Raw genomic sequence first — 22,597 nt, 5'->3', positions numbered from 1 at the left:
CTCGTTCTCGGGGACCCCTCCATCCTCACCGCCGTCACGCGCCGGGTCGTCAGCCCCCGTGCCCGTTCCCGGGGCCCTCTTGAGTCGCACCCGCCGGGTGGCCGCGTAGTCCTGAGGTAGGAGAACGACCCTCAGTTCCGCCGGCCGCTCAGCGGGGCGGGGCAGTGGATCCGCGGGGCACCAGCCGGGCGGTCGCGTCCTCGAACCCCGGGGCCGATCCGTCGGCCACCATCGCCAGCAGGGTGCGGGCGGCGTGCGTACCGTACGCGGGGATGTCCCTGCTCAGCGCCGTCAGCGCGGGACGCACGACGCGCGAGAGCTGGGAGTCGTCCCAGGCGACGAGCGAGAGGTCGGCCGGCACGTCCAGTCCCATCTCCTGGGCGACGGACAGCCCCGCCACGGCCATGATGTCGTTGTCGTAGATGACGGCGGTGGGCCGCGCCGCCGAACCGATCAGCCGTCTGGTGGCGTGCGCGCCCTCCTCGCCGGAGTAGTCGGTGTGCACCACCACCGGTTCGTCCAGCCCGAGCCGGGCGCTGATCTCGCGCTGGGCGCGGTCGCGCAGCTGGGTGTGGATCAGCTCGGGCAGCCCGGCGACCCGGGCGACGGACCGGTGGCCGAGCGCGGCCAGATACGTGAGGGTGTCCCGCAGGGCCGCCGAGTCGTCGGACCACACCGGGGTGAGCGGCCCGGCGGCCGAGGGGTGGCCGATCACGACGGCGGGCATGCCCAGCTCCGCGATGCCCTCGATGCGCGGGTCCGGCGAGCGCACGTCGGCGAGGAACACCCCGTCCACCCGGCCCTCGCCCCACCAGCGGCGGTAGATCTCCAGCTCCTGCGCCGGGTCGGTGACGACCTGGAGGAGCAGGGCGCAGCCGCGGGCGGAGAGCTCGGTCTCCATGCCGCTGATCAGCTCCATGAAGAACGGCTCGACGCCGAGCATCCTGGCGGGACGGGACAGCGCGAGCCCCACGGTGTCGGCGCGGGCGTGGGTGAGGGCGCGGGCAGCGCTGTTGGGGCGCCAGCCGATCTCCTGCGCGATGGCCTTGATGGAGGCCCGGGTCGCGGGGGAGACGCCGGGGCGGTCGTTCAGGGCGTAGGACACCGCGACCTTCGATACCCCAGCGCGGCGCGCGATGTCGGCGATCGTGGGGCGGTGCTTGGGCATGGGACCTCGCTTAACCGGTTCGTGTTCATCGGGCATCCTAGCCGCAGGTCCCTGACCTCCGTCTTCCCCGGTGCGGTCCAGACCTCTTCGGAAGTGCCCGCGAAAACTCGAATGGGAGCGCTCCCTTTCCATTGACATCGCTTCGGCGCGCCCATACCTTCACGGCACTTACCCGGTTCAGTGACTCCGCTCGGCAGGGACGGCGCGGGGGAAGAGGAGGGGCTATGGGTACGCGTACCCGGCTGCGGGTCACCACCGCACTCGCCGTGTTCACGCTCGCCGCGACCGCGTGCACGGGAGGCGGCTCGGGGGCGGGCGGCACCGGTGGCCCGGTCGGCAAGGGCGGCTCGCTGCCGCGCGACGAGACGCTCTACACGACCGGAACCCAGTGGGGGCCTCCGGCCAACTACAACCCGCTGCGCAACTGGGACCACGCGACCGGCACCAAGGGGCTGGTCTACGAGACGCTGTTCCACTTCGACCCGAACGAGGGCGAGCTGACGCCCTGGCTCGCGGAGTCGGGCAGCTGGACCGACGACAAGACCTACGAGGTGCGGCTGCGCTCCGGCATCACCTGGGCCGACGGCAAGCCGCTGACCGCGAAGGACGTGGCGTACTCCTACGGTCTCGGCAAGATCGAGGCCGCCTCCTTCCACTCGCTGTGGAGCTGGCTCTCCGACGCGAAGGCGGTGGACGACAGCACCGTCCGCTTCACCTTCAAGGAGGCCCGCTACCAGGAGTGGGACTACACCCTCTACGGCCAGCCGATCGTCCCCGAGCACGTCTGGAGCTCGCGCACCGACGAGGACGTCCTCAACGGTGTCAACGACAAGCCCGTCGGCACCGGCGCCTACAAGCTGAAGAGCAAGTCCCAGGACCGGGTCGTGTGGGAGCGGCGCGACGACTGGTGGGGCACGAAGGCGCTCAGCATGACGCCCGCCCCGCGCTACATCGTCGACGTCTCCAACCCGAGCAACGAGGTGGTCATCGGGCAGCTGGGCCAGGGCCAGCTGGACCTCAGCAACAACTTCCTGCCCGGCGCCTCCTCGCTGGTCAAGAGCAAGAAGGTCGTGTCGTACTACGACAAGGCCCCCTACATGCTCTCGGCCAACACCGCCTGGCTGGTGCCCAACACCACCAGGAAGCCGATGGACGACGCCGCCTTCCGCAGGGCGCTCGCCGCGTCCGTGGACACCGGGAAGATCGTCAAGGGTGTCTACGGCGACCTGGTCAAGCCGGCCTCCCCGACCGGTCTGCTCCCGCAGTGGGAGCAGTACGAGGACAAGGCCCTCATCGCCGAGAAGGGCTTCACGCACGACGCCGCCGCGGCGAGGAAGACGCTCGCGGACGCCGGCTACGAGGACGAGGACGGCGACGGCTTCGTCGAGAACAAGGACGGCTCCGCCCTCAGCCTGAAGCTGGCCGTGCCCTCCGGCTGGACCGACTGGATGGAGGCGGCCAAGGTCATCGCCGCCGGGGCCAAGGACGCGGGCATCAGGGTCAGCACCGAGTTCCCCGACCAGAACGCCCTCAACGAGCAGCGCGGCAAGGGCGACTTCGACCTCGTCATCAACAACGAGCGCCAGCTGTCGAACACCCCCTGGACCTACTACGACTACATCTTCCAGATGCCGGTCCAGAAGCAGCAGAACACCGTGAACTTCGGGCGCTACGAGAACGAGGAGGCCTGGAAGCTGGTGCAGGAGCTCGGAGGGGTCAAGACCGACGACGCCGCGGGCATGAAGGCCGCCGTGTCGAAGATCCAGGACATCCAGCTGACCGAGATGCCCATCATCCCGCTCTGGTACAACGGCCTCTGGTCGCAGTCCACCACCGGTTCCTGGACGAACTGGCCGTCGGACGCCGAGGGAGCTCCCAAGACGGCACCGGCCCTGTGGCGCAACTGGCTGGAGATGGGCGGCTTCGAGACGCTCACGCAGCTCAAGCCCGCCAAGTGACGCGGCAGTTCTGACTCCATGACCGCTCCGCCGTGCGCGCGCACCTGACCGCCCGCGCACGGCGGGGCTCTCCACCAGGGGAGCACCCTTGCGCCGCTACTTCGCCCGCAAACTTCTGATCTACGCGCTGACGTTCGTCGTCGCCGTCACCGTCAACTGGATGATCCCGCGCTTCATGCCCGGCGACCCGGTCTCCGCGATGGTCGCCCGCGCCCGGGTCTCGCAGCCCGAGGCCGCCGAGGCGATGCGCACGTACTACAACAACCTGTTCGGCTTCGACGAGCCCCTGTGGCAGCAGTACCTGCACTTCTGGGGTGCGCTGCTCCAGGGCGACTTCGGGATCTCCATCCTCGTCTTCCCCACGCCGGTCGGCGACGTCCTGCTCGACGCGCTCCCGTACACGCTCGGCCTGATGATCCCCGCCGTCCTGCTCAGCTGGTTCGTGGGCAACTGGATCGGGGCACTGTCCGCCCGCCGCAAGGTCCTCGACAACACCGTGCTGCCGGCGGGCTACCTGCTGACGGCCATGCCGTACATGTGGATCGCGGTGATCCTCGCGTGGGCGCTGGGAGCCAAGGCGGGGTGGTTCCCCCTGTCCGGGGGGTACAGCCTGGACATCCAGCCCGGTCCGAGCGCCGACTTCGCGCTGGACGCGCTGCACCACTGGGTGCTGCCGTTCCTCTCGCTGTTCCTCGTCGCGCTGGGCGGCTGGGCCATCGGTATGCGCAACATGATCATCTACGAGCTGGAGTCCGACTACTCCTCCTACCTGGCCGCCCTCGGCGCACCCCAGCGGCTGATCCGCCGCTACGCCTTCCGCAACGCCGTCCTGCCCCAGGTCACCGGCCTCGCACTCCAGCTGGGCGTGCTGGTCGCCGGAGCGCTCGTCACCGAGATCGTCTTCGCCTACCCGGGGCTCGGCTCGCTGATCCTGGCCGCCATCCAGAACCAGGACTTCTTCCTGCTCCAGGGCGCGTTCCTGTTCATCGTCATCGGCGTCCTGATCGCCAACTTCCTCATCGACATCGTGTACGTCGTCGTCGACCCCCGCACCCGTACGGGCATGGCAGGAGGCACGTCATGAGCACACTGCCCGACCCGGCACCCGAGGCACCCGCCGCTCCCGCGGCCCGCCGCGAGTCGCTGCACTACGCGGTCCGCAACCCCAAGCTGATCATCGGCGTGGGCGTGGTCGCCGTGCTGCTCGCCGTCGGCGTCATCGGCCCCGTGCTGCTCGACAACGGCAACCCCAACGAGTACGTGGGGCCGCAGGCGTCGGCACCCGACGGCACGTACTGGATGGGCACCACCACCTTCGGCCAGGACGTGTACGCGCAGTTCGTGCACGGGCTGCGCGCCACCTTCCTGGTGGGCGTCGTCGGCGGGGCCATCGCCGCCGTCATCGCCATGGTCGTCGGCTTCCTCGCCGGCTACCGGGGCGGAGTCACCGACGAGATCCTCAACATGCTCACCAACGTCGTCCTGGTGATCCCCGCCCTCGCCGTCCTGCTGATCATCAACGCCTACATGGGGGTGCGCAGCGTCGCCGTGCAGGGCCTGTTCATCGGCCTGACCTCGTGGCCCTGGGCGGCCCGCGCGATCCGGGCGCAGACCTTCTCGCTGCGCACCAGGGAATTCGTGGACCTGGCCCGGCTCAGCGGGAGCGGCACCTGGCGGATCGTCTTCCGCGAGATCGCGCCCAACATGAGCTCGTACCTCTTCATGATGTTCATCCTGCTCTTCGGCGGGTCCATCCTCATCGCCTCCTCGCTGGACTTCATCGGGCTCGGCCCGACCGAAGGCGTCTCGCTCGGCCTGATGCTGCAGAGCGCCCAGCAGTGGAGCGCGCTCCAACTCGGCATGTGGTGGTGGTTCGTCCCGCCGGGCGCCGGGATCACCGCGATCGTCGGCGCGCTCTACGTCGCCAACGTGGGCCTCGACGAGGTCTTCAACCCGAAGCTGAGGGAGTCCTGAGCACATGACCCTGACCGTCGACGATCTGCGGGTCCACTACCGCACGCTGCGTGGCGAGGTCCGGGCCCTGGACGGCGTCGGCTTCGACCTGGCGGACGGCGAGATCCTGGGCCTGGCCGGCGAGTCCGGCTGCGGCAAGACCACCCTCGGCAAGTCCCTCATCCGGCTCGACGGCCGGATGCGGCACGTGGGGGGCACCGTCACGCTGGACGGCGACGAGCTGCCGCTCTCCGACGACCGCGCCATGAACGCCTACCGCTTCCACAGGATCTCGCTCGTCCCCCAGTACTCGATGAGCGCGCTCAACCCGACCCGCCGCATCGGCCGCATGATCCGCGAGCTCCTCGCCTCGCGCGGCGTCACGGTGGACACCGGCGAACTGCACCGCCGCCTCGCCCTGGTCGGCCTGGAACCCGGGGTCCTGGACCGCTATCCGATCGAGCTGTCCGGTGGCATGAAGCAGCGCGCCGTCATGGTGATCTCCACGCTGCTCGACCCGTCCGTCCTCATCGCCGACGAGGTCACCTCGGCGCTGGACGTCTCCAACCAGCAGGCCGTCGTGGGCGCCCTCACCGGACTCCGGGACAAGGGCCTCGTCACCAGCATGATCTTCGTGACCCACGACCTCGGGCTGACCTCGCACATCGCCGACTCGATCATGGTGATGTACGCGGGCAAGCTCGCCGAGAAGGCGCCCACGAAGGTGCTGACGACGCAGCCCCGCCACCCGTACACGAGGATGCTGATCGGCTCGCTGCCCCAGGTGGGCGCCCGGTACAAGGACAAGCCGCTCAGCGGCATCGAGGGCTCCCCGCCCTCCCTGCTGAATCCTCCGGCCGGCTGCCGCTTCCGCGACCGCTGCCCGATCGCCGACAGCCGGTGCGCCGAGGAGCCGCCGGTCGTCGAGATCGCCCCCCGTCACTCCGTCGCATGCTGGAAGGCGGCCTGATGCTGACGCTCGACCGTGTCACCAAGACCTTCCGGGCCGGCTCCTTCGGCGGCGGTTCGGTCACCGCCGTGGACCGGGTGTCCTTCGAGGCGGCGCCCGGCGAACTGGTCTCGCTCATCGGGGAGAGCGGCAGCGGCAAGTCCACCATCGGCCGCATGGTCCTGGGCCTCACCCGGGTCAGTGCGGGCAGCCTCACCCTGGACGGCGAACAGGTCCGGCCGGGCAAGGACTTCTACCGCCGGGTCCAGGGCGTGTTCCAGGACCCCTTCAGCTGCTACAACCCGGTCTTCAAGGCCGACCGGGTCTTCGCCCTCGTGCGCCACGCCTACCACCCGGGCGTCTCGGACAAGGAGTGGGCCGACCGCGTGGAGAAGGCCGTACGCGATGTACGCCTGGACCCCGGACAGGTCCTCGGCCGCTACCCGCACCAGCTCAGCGGCGGCCAGCTGCAGCGCCTGCTCATCGCCCGCGCGCTCCTCCTGGACCTGCGGTTCCTGGTCGCCGACGAGATCACCAGCATGCTCGACGCGTCCACCCGCATCGATGTGCTCAACCTCCTCGCCGGCCTCAAGGAACGCGGCCTCGGCGTCCTCTACATCACCCACGACCTCGCGCTCGGCACCTACCTCGCCGAGAAGACGGTCGTGCTGCGCAACGGCCGTGTCGTCGAACGCGGCGACACACAGAAGGTCTTCGGCAACCCCCTCCACCCCTACACCCGCACGCTTCTGGCCGCGGTACCCCGGCTCGACCAGCCCTGGACGCCCGCCGAGCCGGTGGAGGCCTGCGCCTACCACCAGGGCGGCGCAGGGGACACCGGCCTGCACGAGGCCGAGCCGGACCACTTCGTCGCCTGCGCCGGGCTCCCCGACTGCGGAAGGACCTCCGCGTGACCTCTCGCCACCTGCCCCTGCACGACGGCTGGACGCTCACCGCCGACGACACCGTCCCGGTGGAGATCCCGGCCGGCGGCGTCCCGGCGGCCGTCCCCGGCTGCGTGCACACCGATCTGCTCGCCGCCGGGCTGATCGACGACCCCTACCTGGACGACAACGAGACGCGGCTCGGCTGGATCGGCCGCACCGACTGGACGTACCGCACCACGTTCGACTGGTCCGACGACGGGCACGCGTTCACCGACCTGTGCTTCGACGGCCTCGACACCGTCGCCACGGTCCTGCTCAACGGCACCGAGGTGGGCTCCACCGCCAACCAGCACCGCGGCTACCGCTTCCCCGTCCGGCCGCTGCTCCGCGAGGGCCCCAACACCCTCGCCGTACGCTTCACCGCCCCGTACACCTACGCGGAGGCGCTGCGCGACAAGCTCGGCGACCGGCCGGGCGCCTACACCGAGCCGTACGCCTTCATCCGCAAGATGGCCTGCAACTTCGGCTGGGACTGGGGCCCCACCCTGGTCACCTCCGGCATCTGGCGGCCGGTGGCCCTGGAGTCCTGGACCGGGCCGCGCATCGCCCGGGCGAAAGTCCTCGCCGACCTCGACGGGGACGGGGTGCCGCGCCTGGCGGTCACCCTCGACGTCGACCGGGCGGCCGACGGCCCCCTGGAGGCATCGGTGGAGGTGGCCGGCGAGCGGGCCGTGCTCACCGTCCCGGACGGGGAGGACCGTGCCGCGGTGACCCTCGCCGTCCCCGGGGCCGCGCGCTGGTGGCCGCACAGCCACGGCGAACAGCCCCTGTACGACGTCACCGTCCGCGTCGGCGACGACGTGTGGAACGGCAGGACCGGCTTCCGGAGCGTGGACCTGGAGCGCGAGGCGTTCCGCATCGCCGTCGACGACGAGCCCGTCTTCGTCCGCGGGGTGAACTGGATCCCCGACGACTGCTTCCCCGCCCGTGTGTCCCGGCAGAGGATCTCCGACCGCCTCGACCAGGCGATCGCCGCCGGCGTCAACCTGATCCGGGTCTGGGGCGGCGGCCTCTACGAGAGCGACGACTTCTACGAACTGTGCGACGAGAAGGGCCTGCTGGTCTGGCAGGACTTTCCGTTCGCCTGCGCCGCCTACCCGGAGGAGCAGCCCCTGTACGACGAGGTCGAGGCGGAGGTCCGCGAGAACCTCGTCCGGCTGGCCCCGCACCCCTCACTGGTCCTGTGGTGCGGGAACAACGAGAACCTGGAGGGCCACGCCGACTGGGGCTGGCAGGAGAAGCTGGAGGGCCGCACCTGGGGCCACGGCTACTACCACGAGCTGCTGCCCGCCCTCTGCGCCGAGACCGACCCCACCCGTCCGTACTGGCCGGGCTCTCCCTACTCCGGCTCGCCGGAGCTGCCCCCGCAGGACCCCGCGCGCGGCACGGTCCACCTCTGGGACGTCTGGAACCGGGTCGACTACCGCCACTACGCCGACACCGCCCACCGCTTCGTCGCCGAGTTCGGCTTCCAGGGCCCGCCCGCGTACGCCACCCTGCGCCGCGCGGTGAGCGGCCCGCTGAGCACGGACGCCCCGCTGCTCGCCCACCACCAGAAGGCGGAGGACGGCGACGCCAAGCTGCTGCGCGGCCTGGGCGACCATCTCCCGCAGCCGTCCGGCTTCGACGACTGGCACTGGCTCACCCAGCTGAACCAGGCCCGCGCGGTCGCCTTCGGGATCCGGCACTTCCGTTCGCACACCCCGTACTGCATGGGCTCGATCGTGTGGCAGCTCAACGACTGCTGGCCGGTCGTGTCCTGGGCCGCGGTGGACGGCGACGGCCGCCGCAAGCCGCTCTGGTACGCGCTGCGCGCGGCGTACGCGGACCGGCTCATGGCCGTACGGGACGGCGCCCTGCACCTGGTCAACGACTCGGCCCGGCTCTGGGAGGGCACACTCCGGCTGACCCGGCGCTCCCTGGACGGCGCGGTCCTGGCCGAGGAGACGTCCGTGGTCGGCACGGCGGCCCGGGGTGTCACCCGGGTCGTCCTGCCGCCCTCGGTCGCCGAACCGGAGGACGGAGCCCGCGAGGTGCTCGTGGCCGAACTGGGCGATCTGCGCACGGTCGAGTTCTACGAGGAGGACACCCGTGTCGCCCTGCCACCGGCGCGCTACGACGCCGTGGTCACCCAGGGTGACGAATCGGGCATCGGGTACCGGGTCACGGTCACCGCGCGGACGCTGCTGCGGGACCTCGCGCTCTTCCCCGACCGGCTGGATCCGGCGGCCGAGGTGGACGACATGCTCGTCACCCTGCTGCCCGGCGAGAGGGCGGTGTTCCACGTTACGGGCGCGGTGCTGAAGGACCCCGGGGCGCTGGGCGCGCGGCCGGTCCTCCGGTGCGTCAACGACGCCGTCGACGGGTGAGGTGGCGGAGCCCCTGGCGAACGGTGGCGCGGCCCATGGCGCATGGGCCGTACGGGTGCGGCGACTTTCCGTCATTCCCGTTTGCCGGGGTTCGTCCCCATCGGCCGGTCCGGGCGTGTACTGATGCGGTACGGCGCGTCTGACGGACCCTCACACGATCAATAAAATAAGACAACATCGAGTGGATGTTCCGCTGTTCGAGGGATGCCCCCGGATAGGGTCTTTGCCAAACGCGGAGCCGCGCGCCCACGCCCGGGTGGTGGAATGCAGACACGGCGAGCTTAAACCTCGCTGCCTCCTCGGGGGCGTGCCGGTTCGAGTCCGGCTCCGGGCACTCACCGCTCGGGCGCCAGGACCCTGCGTGTGCGCGTGACTGCCCCCAGCGACACCGGGCGGCCGCGAGGACCGTGAGCCGCATCGGCCGGCGGACCGAGGCGAGTGCGCCGTTTGTCTGACTACGTTCCGTGATGACGCCTCATGAGTGCCCCGCCGACCGGGCCGCCACCTGACGGAGATCCGGCCGTGGCTGAATACGTGCGGGCGCACGGCGGTCCCGGATCGCGGGGTGAGCGCGACCGGTGACGAGCACGTCATGGCCTGAGCCCGGTGCGAGGCGCCTGCCGCCGGTCACATCCGCCCGCCTCGTCCCCGTGCCCGGATCTCCGCAGGACATGCGCGGATCCGGGATGACCTGCGGATGAGACTTCTCGCAAAGATCCTCCTCGGGCAGTAGGGTCATTGTTTTGCCTACCCATTACTCTTGACGCAAGGCCGCGCACGGTGGCCATGGAGGAGTGAAATGAGGAGCAGCAACCCGGTCTTCTCGCGACGGGGGTTCAGCCGCGACAACGGCTCCGCGGGCTTCAGCGCGGCGCCGCAGGCCGGGGCCCCCGCAGCGGGTACCAACCCGTACGCACAGGGCACCGCCGCCAACCCGTACGCCACGAACCCCTACGCCCAGCAGGACACCCAGTACGGCGCCCCGCAGGCGCCGGCGCGCTCCGACGCGATGACGATCGACGACGTCGTCACCCGTACGGCCATGACGCTGGGCACCGTGGTGCTCACCGCCGCGCTCTCCTGGGCCCTGCTCCCCGTCGACGAGGCCAACCTCGGCAAGTCCTACGGCATCGCCATCGGCGCGGCCCTGGTGGCCTTCGTCTTCGCGATCATCCAGTCCTTCAAGCGCAAGGCGTCGCCGGCGCTGATCCTTGCCTACGCGGCCTTCGAGGGTGTCTTCCTCGGAGTGATCTCGAGCACGGTCAGCACCTACATCAGCCCCGGCACGGTGATGCAGGCGGTGATGGGCACCATGTGTGTCTTCGCCGGTGTCCTCATCGCGTACAAGATGCGCTGGATCCGCGTCACCCGCCGTTTCTACGGCTTCGTGATGGCCGCGGCCATGGGCTTCGTGCTCCTGATGATGGTCAACCTGCTGTTCAGCGTGTTCGGCGGCGGGGACGGCCTCGGCTTCCGCAGCGGCGGACTCGGCATCCTCTTCGGAGTCGTCGGCATCATCCTCGGTGCGTGCTTCCTGGCCCTGGACTTCAAGCAGGTCGAGGACGGCGTCAACTACGGCGCACCGCGCGAGGAGTCCTGGCTGGCGGCCTTCGGCCTCACCCTGACCCTGGTGTGGATCTACCTGGAGATGCTGCGTCTGCTCTCCATCCTCAACGGGGACGACTGACCCCGTAGTCGCGACGACGACGCCGGACGGCCCGCAGGCACCTCGCCTGCGGGCCGTCCGGCGTCGCGGGGGAGCGCGTGCCTCAGAGGAGCTTGCGCGCGGCCCGTCTCAGGTCGTACTCGTGGATGATCGCCTTGGCGTGGCCGTAGGTGAGGTCGTGTTCGCTCCGCAGCCAGCTGACCTTCTCCTCGAAGCGGAAGAGAGAGGGGCCTTCGTCGACGGTGCGGAGCCAGTCGGCGATGTCGCGACCGGTGCAGTGAGGGATCCGGGAGAGCAGGTTGCGATGGGTTTCTTCGGAGAAGACTTGAGACATCGGCGCCTCCGACGCAGTACGCGTTGCTGGTCCTTCCGGACACCGTGCCCGAGCAACGGCCCGTTGGCAACCATCCGGTGGGGGCGCGTAGGGTCACGGCGTGCTCGATACGTCGCCCTTGATCACCGCCGTGGACCGATTCGCCGACCGGCTGCGGAGCGCCCCGCAGAGCCGGCTCCAGCAGGGCGTGGCCGCGGAGGCCCTGGCGGCGGCCAGGGAGCTGTCCGTCCGGGCCCAGCGCGCCGAGGAGCCCGGCCTGGAGCCGAGGATCATGCCGGACGCCGGGATATTCGCGGTCGGTGACCAGCTCGCGGTCGCCGGGCGGGACCTGGCCGCGGCACTGGAAACGGCCTCGTCCCAGGAGCTGGACGAGGCCGTGCGGAGTGTCGAGGCCGCGGCGGCGCGGGCGTTCGGGCCCGGGCCGCGCTAGCCGGCTAGAACGAGGCGATGACGCGGTCGGCGAGGATGTAGACGTTCTCCTTGCCGCAGGAGAACGTCAGCGCGTAGGCGCCGGAGACCCCGGAACCACCGAGCAGCACGGGCTGTTCACCGGAGCGCAGCGAGTCGGCCAGCCGCTCGGCGGTCTCCCGGTGACCGGGCGTCATGCAGAGCGTCGTGCCGTCGGCGAAGACGTAGACGTCGAGCGTCCCCAGGGGGCCGGGGCGCACGTCCGTCAGTTCCGTAGCGGTATCGGCGAGCCGCTCCAGCCGGTTCACGGTACGCTCATGGTCGGTGACGACCGGTGTCTGCACCGGGACGAAATCCGGGTGCGACGGGTGGCGGCGACGGGCCGCCGCCAGCTCGGGGGAGTCCTCGGGGAACTCGGCGACCTCGGGCAGGTCGGTGAGTCCCACCAGCTCGGTCAGCTCGTCCAGGGCGTCGGCCGCTTCGAGGTCCATCGCCTCCAGGCCCGCGAAATCGCTCTGCCGGGGCATGAAGAACGGTGCGTCGTCACCGAGCCCGCCCAGCAGGGACGGGGCGTCGGCCGCGTCGCGCGCCTCCTGGGCCGCCCAGAAGGCACGGGCCTCGGCGAGCTCGCGCTCCCGCTCCTCGGCGAGGGCGTCGGCGACGGCCGCGCGTATCTCCTCGACGGGCGTACTGGTGCTGCGGTTCTGCTGCTCGGGCACGGACGCGTGGAGCCCCCGTCCCTCCGCCAGCTCCGTGCGCAGGGCCGTGACCTGCTTGCGCAGCCCGTGAGCAGCGTGCAGAGCGGCGGCGCCGACAGCCGTGGCAGCGGCGGTGGTCAGCAACAGGGCAAACGGCATGGCGCTCACTGACATACTCCCGGTTTCAATCGACACCCCCGACTTCCTACATCAGCTTGTCCTGTACTGGTGCCTGCTGTCAGTGCATTACGTCACGAATTGGACAGGTCTTTGTGCCCGATGTTTAGCCCTGTGGCTGGTGTGACCTGCAGAAACGACTCTCCCCCGGGACGCAGATCACATCCTGGGGGAGATTCGGTCACGATCGGGGCTCGGCTCGATTCAGGACGGCCCCGACGCGGGAGGGCCGGCCCGCCCGGGGCCCGGTGTGCGGGGCGCTGCGGCTCAGCTCAGCCGCTCACCTCTCGTGGTCGCGCTGAGCTTCGCCTCAGCTCAGCCGCTCGATGACCATGGCCATGCCCTGGCCGCCGCCCACGCACATCGTCTCCAGGCCGAACTGCTTGTCGTGGAACTGGAGGCTGTTGATCAGCGTGCCGGTGATGCGCGCGCCGGTCATGCCGAAGGGATGGCCGACGGCGATCGCGCCGCCGTTGACGTTGACCTTGTCCAGCGGCAGGCCGAGGTCCCGGTAGGAGGGGATGACCTGGGCGGCGAACGCCTCGTTGATCTCGGCCAGGTCGATGTCGTCGATGGTCAGCCCGGCGCGGCTGAGCGCCTGCTTGCTGGCCTCGACCGGTCCGTAGCCCATGATCTCGGGGGACAGGCCGGAGACGCCGGTCGAGACGATGCGGGCCAGCGGGGTCAGCCCCAGCTCGCGCGCCTTCGTGTCGGACATGATCACGAGCGCGGCCGCGCCGTCGTTGAGCGGGCAGCAGTTGGCCGCGGTGACCATCCCGTCGGGGCGGAACACCGGCTTCAGACCCTGCACGCCCTCCAGGGTGACGCCCGCGCGGGGGCCGTCGTCCTTCGAGACGACCGTGCCGTCCGGCGTGGTCACGGGGGTGATCTCGCGCTCCCAGAAGCCGTTCTTGATGGCTTCCTCGGCGAGGTTCTGCGAGCGGACGCCGAACTCGTCCATGTCCTGGCGGGTGACGCCCTTGATCCGGGCCAGGTTCTCGGCGGTCTGCCCCATCGCGATGTACGCGTCCGGGACGAGGCCCTCCTCGCGCGGGTCGGTCCAGCTCGTGCCCTCCTGCTCGGCGCGGGCGGCCGTGCGGGCCTCGGCCTCGGCGAAGAACGGGTTGCGGGTGTCCGGCAGGCTGTCGGAGTTGCCCTTCGCGAAGCGGGAGACCATCTCGGTGCCCGCGGAGATGAAGACGTCGCCCTCGCCGGCCTTGATGGCGTGCAGCGCCATGCGGCTGGTCTGGAGCGAGGACGAGCAGTAGCGGGTGACCGTACAGCCGGGGAGGTGGTCCATCCCCATCTGCACGGCGATGATGCGGCCCAGGTTGTTGCCCTGCTCGCCGCCGGGGAGGCCGCAGCCGAGCATCAGGTCGTCGATGTCCCTCGGGTCCAGCTCCGGGACCTTGGCCAGCGCGGTCTGGATGATGGTCGCGGTCAGGTCGTCGGCGCGCAGGTCCTTGAGGGACCCCTTGAAGGCCCGGCCGATCGGCGAACGGGCAGCAGAGACGATCACGGCTTCGGGCATCACGCGGCTCCATGAGGGCTGGAAGGCAGGAAAGGCTGGGCTGTCTTGGAAGTTACCCGGCCGTATAGCTGAGGTCACCCGACAGGGGATGTGATGCGGACCTCTTTTCTAAGCAACCGCTCAGTCGCCCGCATTGTTCCCCTCGTGGCGGGACGCAGCGCTCAGGCCCGCCGCCACGTCGCCCCCGACCCGGGGCCGTGCCCGGGCCGGCGCCCGGGCCTCGGTCCGCCGTCCGTGCTCGTGTCCGTGCCCGTGTCCTCGTGCCGCACCGGCTCCGTGTGGGCGGGCAGGCGCCGGCGCCTGCGGTGCTTGAGCAGGGCCCAGGGCGCCCGCGCCCCGGTCACCTCGGTGCCGGCCTCCCGGGCCGCGCGGGAGGCCGCCTTCGCGACCGGCAGCATGCCCTCGCGCCGCGAGCCGTCCAGGTGGTCCGACTCCGGCCACAGGCCGAGGGTGGCGCACAGGGTCGGCAGCATCGCCATCGCGGCCGTCGCGTACCCCTCGGCCGAGGGGTGGTAGTTGTCGGGGCCGAACAGCTCCCGCGGGTTCGCCTCGAACTCCGGCCCGAGCAGGTCGCCCAGCGAGACCGTCCGGCCGCCCTGTTCCACCGCGCCGATCGTCTGGGCGGCCGCCAGTTGCCGGCTCACCCGGCGGGCCAGCCAGCGCAACGGCTGGTAGACCGGCTCGATCGTGCCCAGATCGGGGCAGGTGCCCACGGCGACCTCCGCGCCGGCCGTGCGGAGCCTCCGTACGGCCGTGCTCAGGCAGCGCACCGACTGCGTCGCGGGCATCCGGTGGGTCACGTCGTTCGCGCCGATCATGATCACGCAGACGTCCGGCACCCCCGACGGATCCGCCAGCACGAGGGACACCTGTCGCTCCAGGTCGTCCGACCTGGCGCCCGGCAGGGCCACGTTACGGAAGTCGACGGGCCTCTCGGCCACCGCGGCCAGCCCGGACGCCAGGAGCGCTCCAGGGGTCTGCCCCGCCCTGCGCACGCCTTGGCCCGCGGCCGTGGAGTCGCCCAGCAGGACGAAGCGCAACGGGTCGGCGGGCCCCGCGAACGCCACCCCGTACCGTCCGTCCGCACTCGGCGGGACCGGGGCCTTGCCCCCGCCCACGGCCCGCTTCGCCAACTGCACCTCGGCCAGCACCAGGCCCACCGTCGCCGCACCGATCAGCCCGACGCTGCCGCCGCCGTAGGCCGCACCCGCCGCGATCCGCCGCGCCACCCTCGCTCTCGACACAGTCCGGTCCACCTCCTCCGTGCCGTACAGGCGTACAAAGCACTACCTGCCCCGTGGAGGGCGTAACTCAATCGCTTCGTCCAATCTCCTGCCCGTACGCATACTCTTGGCGGACCATCACGGAGATCCCGGAGTACACGGTGCAATTCCACGATTCGATGATCAGTCTTGTCGGCAACACCCCGCTCGTCAGGCTGCGCAATGTGTCGGCAGGCATTCAGGCGACGGTCCTGGCGAAGGTCGAGTACTTCAACCCCGGCGGGTCGGTGAAGGACCGCATCGCGCTGCGCATGATCGAGGCGGCCGAGGCGAGCGGTGAGCTGAAGCCCGGCGGCACGATCGTCGAGCCGACCAGTGGAAACACGGGCGTCGGCCTGGCCATCGTCGCCCAGCAGAAGGGCTACAAGTGCGTCTTCGTCTGCCCGGACAAGGTGTCCACGGACAAGATCAACGTGCTGCGCGCGTACGGCGCGGAAGTCGTCGTCTGCCCGACCGCGGTCGACCCCGAGCATCCGGACTCCTACTACAACGTCTCGGACCGCCTCGTCCGTGAGACGCCGGGGGCCTGGAAGCCCGACCAGTACTCCAACCCCAACAACCCGCGCTCGCACTACGAGACGACGGGCCCCGAGCTGTGGGAGCAGACGGAGGGGCGGATCACCCACTTCGTCGCGGGCGTCGGCACCGGCGGCACGATCACCGGCACGGGCCGCTATCTCAAGGAGATCAGCGAGAACCGGGTACAGGTCGTCGGCGCGGACCCGGAGGGCTCCGTCTACTCCGGAGGATCCGGGCGTCCCTACCTCGTGGAGGGGGTCGGCGAGGACTTCTGGCCGAGCGCCTACGACCGCACGGTCACGGACGAGATCGTCGCGGTCTCGGACAAGGACTCCTTCCAGATGACCCGCCGCCTCGCCAAGGAGGAGGGCCTGCTCGTCGGCGGCTCCTGCGGCATGGCGGTCGTCGCGGCCCTGGAGGTGGCCAAGCGCCTCGGTCCCGAGGACGTGGTGGTGGTCCTGCTGCCGGACAGCGGCCGCGGCTACATGAGCAAGATCTTCAACGACGAGTGGATGGCCGACTACGGCTTCCTGGAGGACACCGGCCCCTCGGCCAGGGTCGGCGCGGTGCTCGACTTCAAGGAGGGCCCGCTTCCCTCCCTCGTGCACATGCACCCCGAGGAGACGGTCGGCGATGCCATCGACGTGCTCCGGGAGTACGGCGTCTCGCAGATGCCGATCGTGAAGCCGGGCGCGGGACACCCGGACGTGATGGCCGCCGAGGTCATCGGCTCCGTCGTGGAGCGTGAGCTCCTGGACGCGCTGTTCACCCAGCGGGCCACCCTGTCCGACCCGCTGGAGAAGCACATGTCCGCCCCGCTGCCGCAGGTCGGCTCGGGGGAGCCGGTCGAGGACCTGATGGCCGTGCTCAGCGGCGGCGACGGAGCCGACGCGGCGATCGTCCTCGTCGAGGGCAAGCCGACAGGGGTCGTGAGCAGGCAGGACCTGCTGGCCTTCCTCGCGAAGGACGCCGCACCCAAGGCGTAGCGGGCGGGTTTCCGGGGTTCGCGAAAACGGTACGAGCGCGACACGTCCGCGCAGCACCGGCTTAACACGGCTCCGGCACAGTAATGGGTGTCGGCAGGGAAACCCGCCGGCCCACCTACGGCGACACGGACTACGGAGCGGCTCCCGGACCTCCACCGTCGCCTGGACGCGACACCCGGCCCTGACCCGGGACCGCGTCCCTCGCGGGGACCGCCGTCGTCCCGCCCCCCGGTAACGGGGGTGCGGCGGTCCCCGCGACTATCCGTGCGCGGCGCCGGGCTCCCGTCGGCCGCGCCGCCCTGCTCAGACCTCCCACTCGGATGTCCTCCGCGGCTTGCCCCGGGCCCACGGCCACGTGCGGGCGGCATGCACGGCGTTCACGCCGAAGATCCCCAGCCAGGCCACGACGAGCCCCTTGATCCCGGCGTTGGCGACGCCGATCGCGGACAGCGGGACGGCCAGCACCAGCGAGACGACCCCGAGCCCGAACCGCTCCGCGAAGCTCCCGAACGCGCTGGGGGGCCGCGTACCGCCCCGGGCGGCGGCCGTCTGCCGCTCGGCGAGCTGCCGCCGCGTCATCTGCTGGTCGTGCGGGCCGCCGAACCGCTGCTCGACCTTCTCCAGGAACGAGTCGATCAGCGCGGACTCGTACTCCGGCCCCAGCTCGCTCCGGGCCTGCAGGGTGGCGTCGAGCTCTCGCCTGAGCTCAGGGTCACGGGCTTCCATGCGCCTCACGGTACGAACCAGGGCCGCCCGGGTCAGTGGGGCTAGCCCCCCTGTTTCGGCGCCCCGCCCCACAGAGCGGGCCGTGACCCGTCGGCGTAGCGTGGACGGACAGGACGAGGGAGGCGCGCCCATGGCCACCACGATGACGTCCGCCCGTGCCGTTCCCCGCACCTCCGGCACACGGGCCCGCCTGGTCAACGAGGCCGAGCTGAGGGCCACCCTCGCGACGTTCCGGGAGCTCGCGGACGAGGACTGGCGGCGCCCGACCTCCTGCACCGGCTGGACGGTCCGGGACATGCTGGCGCACACCGTCGGCCAGTACGAGGAACTCCCGCGCCCCTGGATCGCCGTGCGCCGGATCCGGCGTGCCGCGCGGACCCATCCGCACCTCGGTCCGCTGGACGGGCACAACGAGGCCCAGATCGAGGACCGGAAAGCCGTCCCGGGACGGGAGCTGATCGGCGCCCTCGCCCACTTCGCGCCCCAGGGCCTCATCGCGCTGCGCCGTGTGCCCGTCGTGGTGCGGCGCAGGGTGCGGGCGAGTCTGCTCTACCCGGAGGCCAGGGCCCTGCCCGACGACTCGGTGGACTACCTCGGCAACGTCCTCATCGCCCGTGACACCTGGATGCACCGGGTGGACCTCGGCGACGCCGTGGGGGCCGAGCCCGTCCTCGACGGGCACGACCGGGAGATCGTGGCGCAGGTCGTGCTGGACCTGGCCCTCGCCTGGACGGGCCCCGCCGTGGAGGTCGACCTCCGGGGCCCCGCCGGAGGTCACTACCTGCTGGGCATCGGGACCCCGGCCGCCACCCTGCGGGCCGACGCCCTCGACTTCGCCCGGCATCTCTCGGGGCGGCCGGTGAAGGGACGTCTGGAGCTGGACGGCGAACCCGGGGCCCGTGCGGCCCTGGGGGCGGCCCGCGTCGTGTTCTGACGCGGACCGCGGGGATCCGGCCCATGGTGGGGAGTCATCGGGGGGCCGCCTCCGCGAGGAAGGCCTCGGGAGTGACCGCGTACCCCTCCCCGCTCAGCACGGACAGGGGTGTCCCGTCGAACAGGACCGTCGGGGTCGACCGGACACCGCTCGCCTGGAAGGCCGCCGACACCTGCGCCGCCCAGGGCAGGTAGGTGCGCTCCATGACCTTCTGGCGGAAGGCGTCGGTGTGCAGCTCCTGGACCTCGCCGGCCAGCCGCAGCAGGGTCGCCCGGTCGGAGAAGGCGTCCACGTCCTCGCTGGGCTGATCGGCGTACAGCGCCCGCAGGTAGTGCATGAACGGCTTCTGGCCCTCGTCCGCCGCGGCTCCCAGCGCGGCGAGCGCCTCCATGGATCCGCTGCCGCCCGCGGCGTCGTCGATGAAGGTGGCGAAATGGTGGTCGATCGCGAACCGGCCCTCGTCCGCGGCCCGCTCCATCACGGCTCCGAGGCCGAGTTCCATGCGCTTGCAGTAGGGGCAGCGCAGATCGGCGTAGACGCTCAGCACGTGCGCGGCATCGGTGTCGCCGTAGCGGACGATGATGCCGCCCTGCCCTCTCGTATTGCCTGGGATCATGATCCCAGGGTCGGCAGAGGAGGGCGGTCCCGCAATGCGAGCGGCGCCCACGGCGCCCACGGCGCTCCGGCCGCGCCCCCACCCCCGGGCTGTATATGGACATGCAGAGCGCTTGCTGGCTGAATGGATTCCTCGGCACCGGATCGGTGCGGTGGAACTCCGGAGGGGACAGCATGAGCGGGAGCAGCCCGGCTGCGCGGTTGCAGCGGCTCTTCGAGGGGCAGCGGCTCACCCCCACCCAGCGGCGGATCGCGCACTCCATGGTGCGGCGGGCGGCCGACGCGCCGTTCCTGTCGAGCGTGGAGCTGGCCGAGCTGGCCGGGGTGAGCCAGCCGTCCGTGACCCGCTTCGCCGTGGCCCTCGGGTTCGACGGGTACCCCGCACTGCGCAAGCACCTCAGGGAGACCACGCCGCCTGCCGGGTCCGCCGGTGAGGGGAGCGGCGCGGAGGAGGAGCTCAACGAGTACCAGCAGGCGGTGCAGGCGGAGATCGAGAATCTGCGGCAGCTGTCCGAGCTGCTCGCCGATCCGGCACCGGTGGAGCGGGCGGGGAGGCTGCTCGCCGGATCCAGGCCGCTGCTCGTGCTCGGGCTGCGGGCGGCCTCCTCGCAGGCGCGGGGGTTCGGGTACTTCGCGGCCAAGGTGCACCCGGACGTACGGGTCCTCGACGAGGGCGGCAGCATGCTGCACGACCGCGTGGACGCGGCCCGGAGGGCGGGGGCGAGCGCGTTGATGTGCTTCGCGCTGCCGCGGCATCCGCGGGAGGTCGTGGACGCGCTGGCGTACGCGCGGGAGCAGGGGCTGACCGTCGTGACCGTGGCCGATTCGGCGTTCGCGCCGGTCGCCGCCCACAGTGACCTGCTCATTCCGGGTGCCGTGGGCACCGGGCTGGCCTTCGACACCGCGTGCGCGCCGATGCTGCTGGGGCGGGTGCTGCTGGAGGCCATGTGCGACGGGCTGCCCGAGGCCCAGGCCCGGCTGGAGGCGTTCGACGCGAGGGCCGCCGCACGGGGGCTGTTCGTCGAGTAGGGCGGGCGGGGACGGCTCGCGGGCGCCGTCGGGGCGTTCGGCCCGGGACCCGGCGGGTGCGGCACCGGTCAGGCGGGTGCAGGGCCTGCCCGGCGGCCGGACCCGTGGCGGGTGACGCCGCACCCGGTGGGGTGCGGCGTCACCGCGGGCGAGGCCACCGGGTCAGACCTCCAGTTCCGCCTCGATCTTCTTCAGCTGGTGGCGGGCCATCGCGAGGTTGGCCCGGGCCCCGTCGAGCACCAGGTAGAGGAACAGGCCGTTGCTGCCGCGGGTCTTGAGCAGCCGGATCAGGTGGTACTGGGTGCCGAGGGTGATCAGGATGTCCTCGATCTCGTCCTTGATGCCCAGGTGCTCCATGGTCCGGAGCTTGGCCCGGACGACGTCGGTGTTGCCGGCGGCGGCGACGTCGAGGTTGAAGTCCTTGCCACCGCCCAGGGTGCCCAGGGCCATGCCGCTGGTGTAGTCGACGAGAGCGACACCGGTGGCCCCCTCGATCGACGCCATCGCGTCCTTCAGTGCCGTTTCGGTGTTGGCCATAGTGCTCGTTTCCTTTCCCTGGCCGGCCTGTCGGCCGGTCCGTTACTGGTGGTGCGGTGATGTCCGGGCCGAGCGGGTGTCAGGTGGAGTCCGGTGTGGTGGTGCGGCGGGGCAGGGCCCGGGACTGCTGCGGGCGCGGAGCCGGCACGGGACGGTCGGCGCGGTCCTGGACGGCGTCGACCACCTCTCCGATGCGCGCGCCGGCACGGCGGCCCTCGAGGTGGAGGCGGCCGACGTTGATGCGGTCCTCGGCCAGCAGGGTCAGGACGGCGGATGCGCCCGCCGCGTAGGTGGCGATGTAGCCGTTCTCCCCGCGGATCAGGAGTTCGCGGAAGCCGCCGCGCCCGGTGGCGTCGGTCATGCGGACCGAGACGCCGAGCGCGGCGGCCGTCAGGGCGGCGACGCCCTCGGCCTCGACGCCCGGGGTGTCCTGAGCGACGATCAGGCCGTCGGTGCTGGCGGCCAGTGCGCCGGTCAGGAGCGGGACCCGGGCGCGTAGTCGCTGGAGCTCGTCGAGGACATCCTGTACTTCGGCCTCGGGCACCATCAGCTGTCTCCTCCCGGCACGCTGTCTGAGCGCGCGTATCACAGGGCCTCCAATGCGTCTCTGAGCCGGCGCAACAGGGCGACGTCGGGGTCGTTCGTGACCTCGGGAAGCGAGATGCGGCCGGGCCCGGACGCCGGTGCGGACCCGGGTGCGGGGCGGACCGCCTCCACGAGTCCGGCGGCCGCGAGCCGGCGTAGGTCGACCAGGATGTGGAAGGCCGAGCGGCCCAGCTCCTGGGCGATGTCGGTGGCCGTGCGCTCGCCGTTCACCAGGGCCAGGACGCGGCGCTGGCGTGGGGGCACCGGGGCGTCGACCGGGTGGGACGAGGGGGTGAGCGGGGCGCTGTCGGTGAGCGCGTCCGGCCAGATCCGGTCCAGGAGTTCCCGGCGCCGGAGCGTCTCGCGCTGCACGGAGTGCACGGGCACCGGCCGGACCGGGCCCATCCAGTGGGAGACGCCGTAGCGGAAGCGGGCGGGGGTGTTCGTGGGGGCCAGGGCGAAGAAGGCCGCGTCGTACAGCGCCCCCAGGTGGCAGAGCTCCAGTGCTCCGCCGGGGACCCGGCCGCTGTCCACGAGGTAGCGCCCGACCCGCTGTCCGGACCCCGCCTCGGCGATGGCGTCCCACCAGCCCTCGGAGCGCAGGGCCCCGCCCGTCGTCAGCAGGACGTCGATTCCCGGGGTCGCGGGGCTCTCGGCGTGGACGACCTGGCCGTCGGCGAGGTACAGGGTGCCGCGGTCGCGCATCAGCGCGCCGGTCGCGCGCTCCGCCGCGAGCCGCTGCAGCATCGGGGAGGGGGTGGCCCGTTCCGGTACGCCGGGCAGCTCGGTGACGGTGGGGCTCATGCCAGGACCAGCCGCTCCGCTATCTCGCCGAGCCGTATGCGGGCCAGGGCGAGATTGCCTTCCGCGCGGTCCAGCCAGAGGTGGAGGAAGACGCTGCTGTCGAAGGCCGTCTCGACGAAGCGGAGGATGTGGTAGCCGGGGGCGGTGGTGACGATGACGTCCTCGACGGCGGGGACGGGAGGGTCGGCCGGCCCGCCGGCCTGCGCGAAGACCGGTTGTTCCGCGGCCATCCTCGCCACCTCGGCCGTCTCGGCGGCCGTGGCCTCGTGGTCGCCGTTGGGCGACTCGCCGATCGTGCCGAGCGCCAGACCACTGGTCCAGTCGACCACCGCGGCACCACGGGCGCCGGGCAGCCTCATGACTTCGATCAGGCACTCGTCGATTCCGGGCAAAGCGAACTCACCTCCCGACGTGGTGTACG

22 protein-coding genes and 1 tRNA gene are annotated in these 22,597 nt (G+C 71.4%); 12 read left to right on the top strand and 11 right to left on the bottom strand.

Annotated features, from left to right (window positions below; translation table 11 throughout):
- Positions 1-148: 148 nt before the first annotated feature.
- The gene (locus ACIRJR_RS29980; RefSeq protein ID WP_403786359.1) at positions 149-1,168 is read right to left on the bottom strand and encodes a LacI family DNA-binding transcriptional regulator; all 1,020 of its coding nucleotides are present in this window, start codon (positions 1,166-1,168) and stop codon (positions 149-151) included.
- A gap of 224 nt (positions 1,169-1,392) precedes the next feature.
- On the opposite strand from ACIRJR_RS29980, the gene ACIRJR_RS29975 reads away from it, so the two are divergent.
- The 8 genes from ACIRJR_RS29975 (at position 1,393) to ACIRJR_RS29940 (ending at position 11,031) form a co-directional block, all read left to right on the top strand.
- Positions 1,393-3,126, top strand: a complete 1,734-nt coding sequence (locus ACIRJR_RS29975) for an ABC transporter substrate-binding protein (protein WP_403786357.1) — start codon at positions 1,393-1,395, stop codon at positions 3,124-3,126.
- 88 nt (positions 3,127-3,214) lie between these two features.
- Positions 3,215-4,210 carry an ABC transporter permease gene (locus ACIRJR_RS29970; protein WP_403786355.1) on the top strand — a complete coding sequence of 332 codons (996 nt, stop codon included), beginning with the start codon at positions 3,215-3,217 and terminating at the stop codon, positions 4,208-4,210.
- Complete coding sequence (locus ACIRJR_RS29965) at positions 4,207-5,100, top strand: ABC transporter permease (protein WP_403786353.1); 894 nt, start codon at positions 4,207-4,209, stop codon at positions 5,098-5,100. Before ACIRJR_RS29970 ends, ACIRJR_RS29965 begins: the two co-directional genes overlap by 4 nt.
- Positions 5,101-5,104: 4 nt before the next feature.
- Complete coding sequence (locus ACIRJR_RS29960; protein ID WP_403786351.1) at positions 5,105-6,049, top strand: ABC transporter ATP-binding protein; 945 nt, start codon at positions 5,105-5,107, stop codon at positions 6,047-6,049.
- Positions 6,031-6,942 carry an ATP-binding cassette domain-containing protein gene (locus ACIRJR_RS29955; RefSeq protein WP_403786349.1) on the top strand — a complete coding sequence of 304 codons (912 nt, stop codon included), beginning with the start codon at positions 6,031-6,033 and terminating at the stop codon, positions 6,940-6,942. Before ACIRJR_RS29960 ends, ACIRJR_RS29955 begins: the two co-directional genes overlap by 19 nt.
- A complete protein-coding gene (locus ACIRJR_RS29950) occupies positions 6,939-9,344 on the top strand; it encodes a glycosyl hydrolase 2 galactose-binding domain-containing protein (RefSeq protein WP_403786347.1) in 2,406 nt (801 codons plus the stop codon). The genes ACIRJR_RS29955 and ACIRJR_RS29950 overlap by 4 nt, the downstream gene beginning before the upstream one ends.
- Before the next feature lie 250 nt (positions 9,345-9,594).
- Positions 9,595-9,678 (top strand) — tRNA-Leu (locus ACIRJR_RS29945).
- 465 nt (positions 9,679-10,143) lie between these two features.
- Complete coding sequence (locus ACIRJR_RS29940) at positions 10,144-11,031, top strand: Bax inhibitor-1/YccA family protein (RefSeq protein WP_403786345.1); 888 nt, start codon at positions 10,144-10,146, stop codon at positions 11,029-11,031.
- An 82-nt stretch (positions 11,032-11,113) separates the two neighbouring features.
- Here the strand turns inward: ACIRJR_RS29940 and ACIRJR_RS29935 are convergent, their stop codons facing one another.
- Positions 11,114-11,344 (bottom strand): DUF4287 domain-containing protein, encoded by a 231-nt coding sequence (locus tag ACIRJR_RS29935; RefSeq protein ID WP_124277313.1) that lies wholly within the window; start codon positions 11,342-11,344, stop codon positions 11,114-11,116.
- Between the two features lie 100 nt (positions 11,345-11,444).
- Between ACIRJR_RS29935 and ACIRJR_RS29930 the strand changes: the two genes are divergently transcribed.
- Complete coding sequence (locus ACIRJR_RS29930) at positions 11,445-11,774, top strand: hypothetical protein (protein WP_403786343.1); 330 nt, start codon at positions 11,445-11,447, stop codon at positions 11,772-11,774.
- Positions 11,775-11,778: 4 nt separating this feature from the next.
- Here the strand turns inward: ACIRJR_RS29930 and ACIRJR_RS29925 are convergent, their stop codons facing one another.
- The 3 genes from ACIRJR_RS29925 to ACIRJR_RS29915 form a co-directional block, all read right to left on the bottom strand.
- A complete protein-coding gene (locus ACIRJR_RS29925; protein ID WP_403786341.1) occupies positions 11,779-12,624 on the bottom strand; it encodes a hypothetical protein in 846 nt (281 codons plus the stop codon).
- Between the two features lie 313 nt (positions 12,625-12,937).
- The gene (locus tag ACIRJR_RS29920; RefSeq protein ID WP_403786339.1) at positions 12,938-14,158 is read right to left on the bottom strand and encodes an acetyl-CoA C-acetyltransferase; all 1,221 of its coding nucleotides are present in this window, start codon (positions 14,156-14,158) and stop codon (positions 12,938-12,940) included.
- A 161-nt stretch (positions 14,159-14,319) separates the two neighbouring features.
- A complete protein-coding gene (locus ACIRJR_RS29915; RefSeq protein ID WP_403786483.1) occupies positions 14,320-15,387 on the bottom strand; it encodes an SGNH/GDSL hydrolase family protein in 1,068 nt (355 codons plus the stop codon).
- A gap of 155 nt (positions 15,388-15,542) precedes the next feature.
- Here ACIRJR_RS29915 and ACIRJR_RS29910 point away from each other — a divergent pair, with 155 nt between their 5' ends.
- Entirely contained in the window at positions 15,543-16,946 is a 1,404-nt protein-coding gene (locus tag ACIRJR_RS29910) for a cystathionine beta-synthase (protein ID WP_403786337.1), read from the top strand.
- Between the two features lie 303 nt (positions 16,947-17,249).
- Here the strand turns inward: ACIRJR_RS29910 and ACIRJR_RS29905 are convergent, their stop codons facing one another.
- Positions 17,250-17,672: a hypothetical protein gene (locus ACIRJR_RS29905; protein WP_403786335.1), complete on the bottom strand. Its 423-nt coding sequence runs from the start codon at positions 17,670-17,672 to the stop codon at positions 17,250-17,252.
- A 130-nt stretch (positions 17,673-17,802) separates the two neighbouring features.
- Here ACIRJR_RS29905 and ACIRJR_RS29900 point away from each other — a divergent pair, with 130 nt between their 5' ends.
- The gene (locus tag ACIRJR_RS29900; protein WP_403786333.1) at positions 17,803-18,606 is read left to right on the top strand and encodes a maleylpyruvate isomerase family mycothiol-dependent enzyme; all 804 of its coding nucleotides are present in this window, start codon (positions 17,803-17,805) and stop codon (positions 18,604-18,606) included.
- Between the two features lie 34 nt (positions 18,607-18,640).
- Here ACIRJR_RS29900 and ACIRJR_RS29895 read toward each other — a convergent pair whose 3' ends face one another.
- Positions 18,641-19,222 carry a DsbA family protein gene (locus tag ACIRJR_RS29895; RefSeq protein ID WP_403786331.1) on the bottom strand — a complete coding sequence of 194 codons (582 nt, stop codon included), beginning with the start codon at positions 19,220-19,222 and terminating at the stop codon, positions 18,641-18,643.
- A gap of 173 nt (positions 19,223-19,395) precedes the next feature.
- Between ACIRJR_RS29895 and ACIRJR_RS29890 the strand changes: the two genes are divergently transcribed.
- Positions 19,396-20,250 (top strand): MurR/RpiR family transcriptional regulator, encoded by an 855-nt coding sequence (locus ACIRJR_RS29890; protein WP_403786329.1) that lies wholly within the window; start codon positions 19,396-19,398, stop codon positions 20,248-20,250.
- 162 nt (positions 20,251-20,412) lie between these two features.
- Here the strand turns inward: ACIRJR_RS29890 and ACIRJR_RS29885 are convergent, their stop codons facing one another.
- From ACIRJR_RS29885 to ACIRJR_RS29870, 4 genes are all read right to left on the bottom strand, one after another.
- Positions 20,413-20,787 carry a hypothetical protein gene (locus tag ACIRJR_RS29885; protein ID WP_403786327.1) on the bottom strand — a complete coding sequence of 125 codons (375 nt, stop codon included), beginning with the start codon at positions 20,785-20,787 and terminating at the stop codon, positions 20,413-20,415.
- A 79-nt stretch (positions 20,788-20,866) separates the two neighbouring features.
- Positions 20,867-21,334 carry a roadblock/LC7 domain-containing protein gene (locus ACIRJR_RS29880; protein WP_403786325.1) on the bottom strand — a complete coding sequence of 156 codons (468 nt, stop codon included), beginning with the start codon at positions 21,332-21,334 and terminating at the stop codon, positions 20,867-20,869.
- 38 nt (positions 21,335-21,372) lie between these two features.
- Complete coding sequence (locus ACIRJR_RS29875) at positions 21,373-22,176, bottom strand: winged helix-turn-helix domain-containing protein (RefSeq protein ID WP_403786323.1); 804 nt, start codon at positions 22,174-22,176, stop codon at positions 21,373-21,375.
- The gene (locus ACIRJR_RS29870) at positions 22,173-22,568 is read right to left on the bottom strand and encodes a hypothetical protein (protein WP_403786321.1); all 396 of its coding nucleotides are present in this window, start codon (positions 22,566-22,568) and stop codon (positions 22,173-22,175) included. The genes ACIRJR_RS29875 and ACIRJR_RS29870 overlap by 4 nt, the downstream gene beginning before the upstream one ends.
- Between the last annotated feature and the right edge of the window lie 29 nt (positions 22,569-22,597).

The sequence above is a fragment of the Streptomyces sp. NPDC102402 genome (genome assembly GCF_044765765.1).
Lineage (GTDB): Bacteria > Actinomycetota > Actinomycetes > Streptomycetales > Streptomycetaceae > Streptomyces.
Note: the sequence above shows the minus strand (reverse complement) of the source record. Positions and strands in the feature narration are given on the sequence as shown.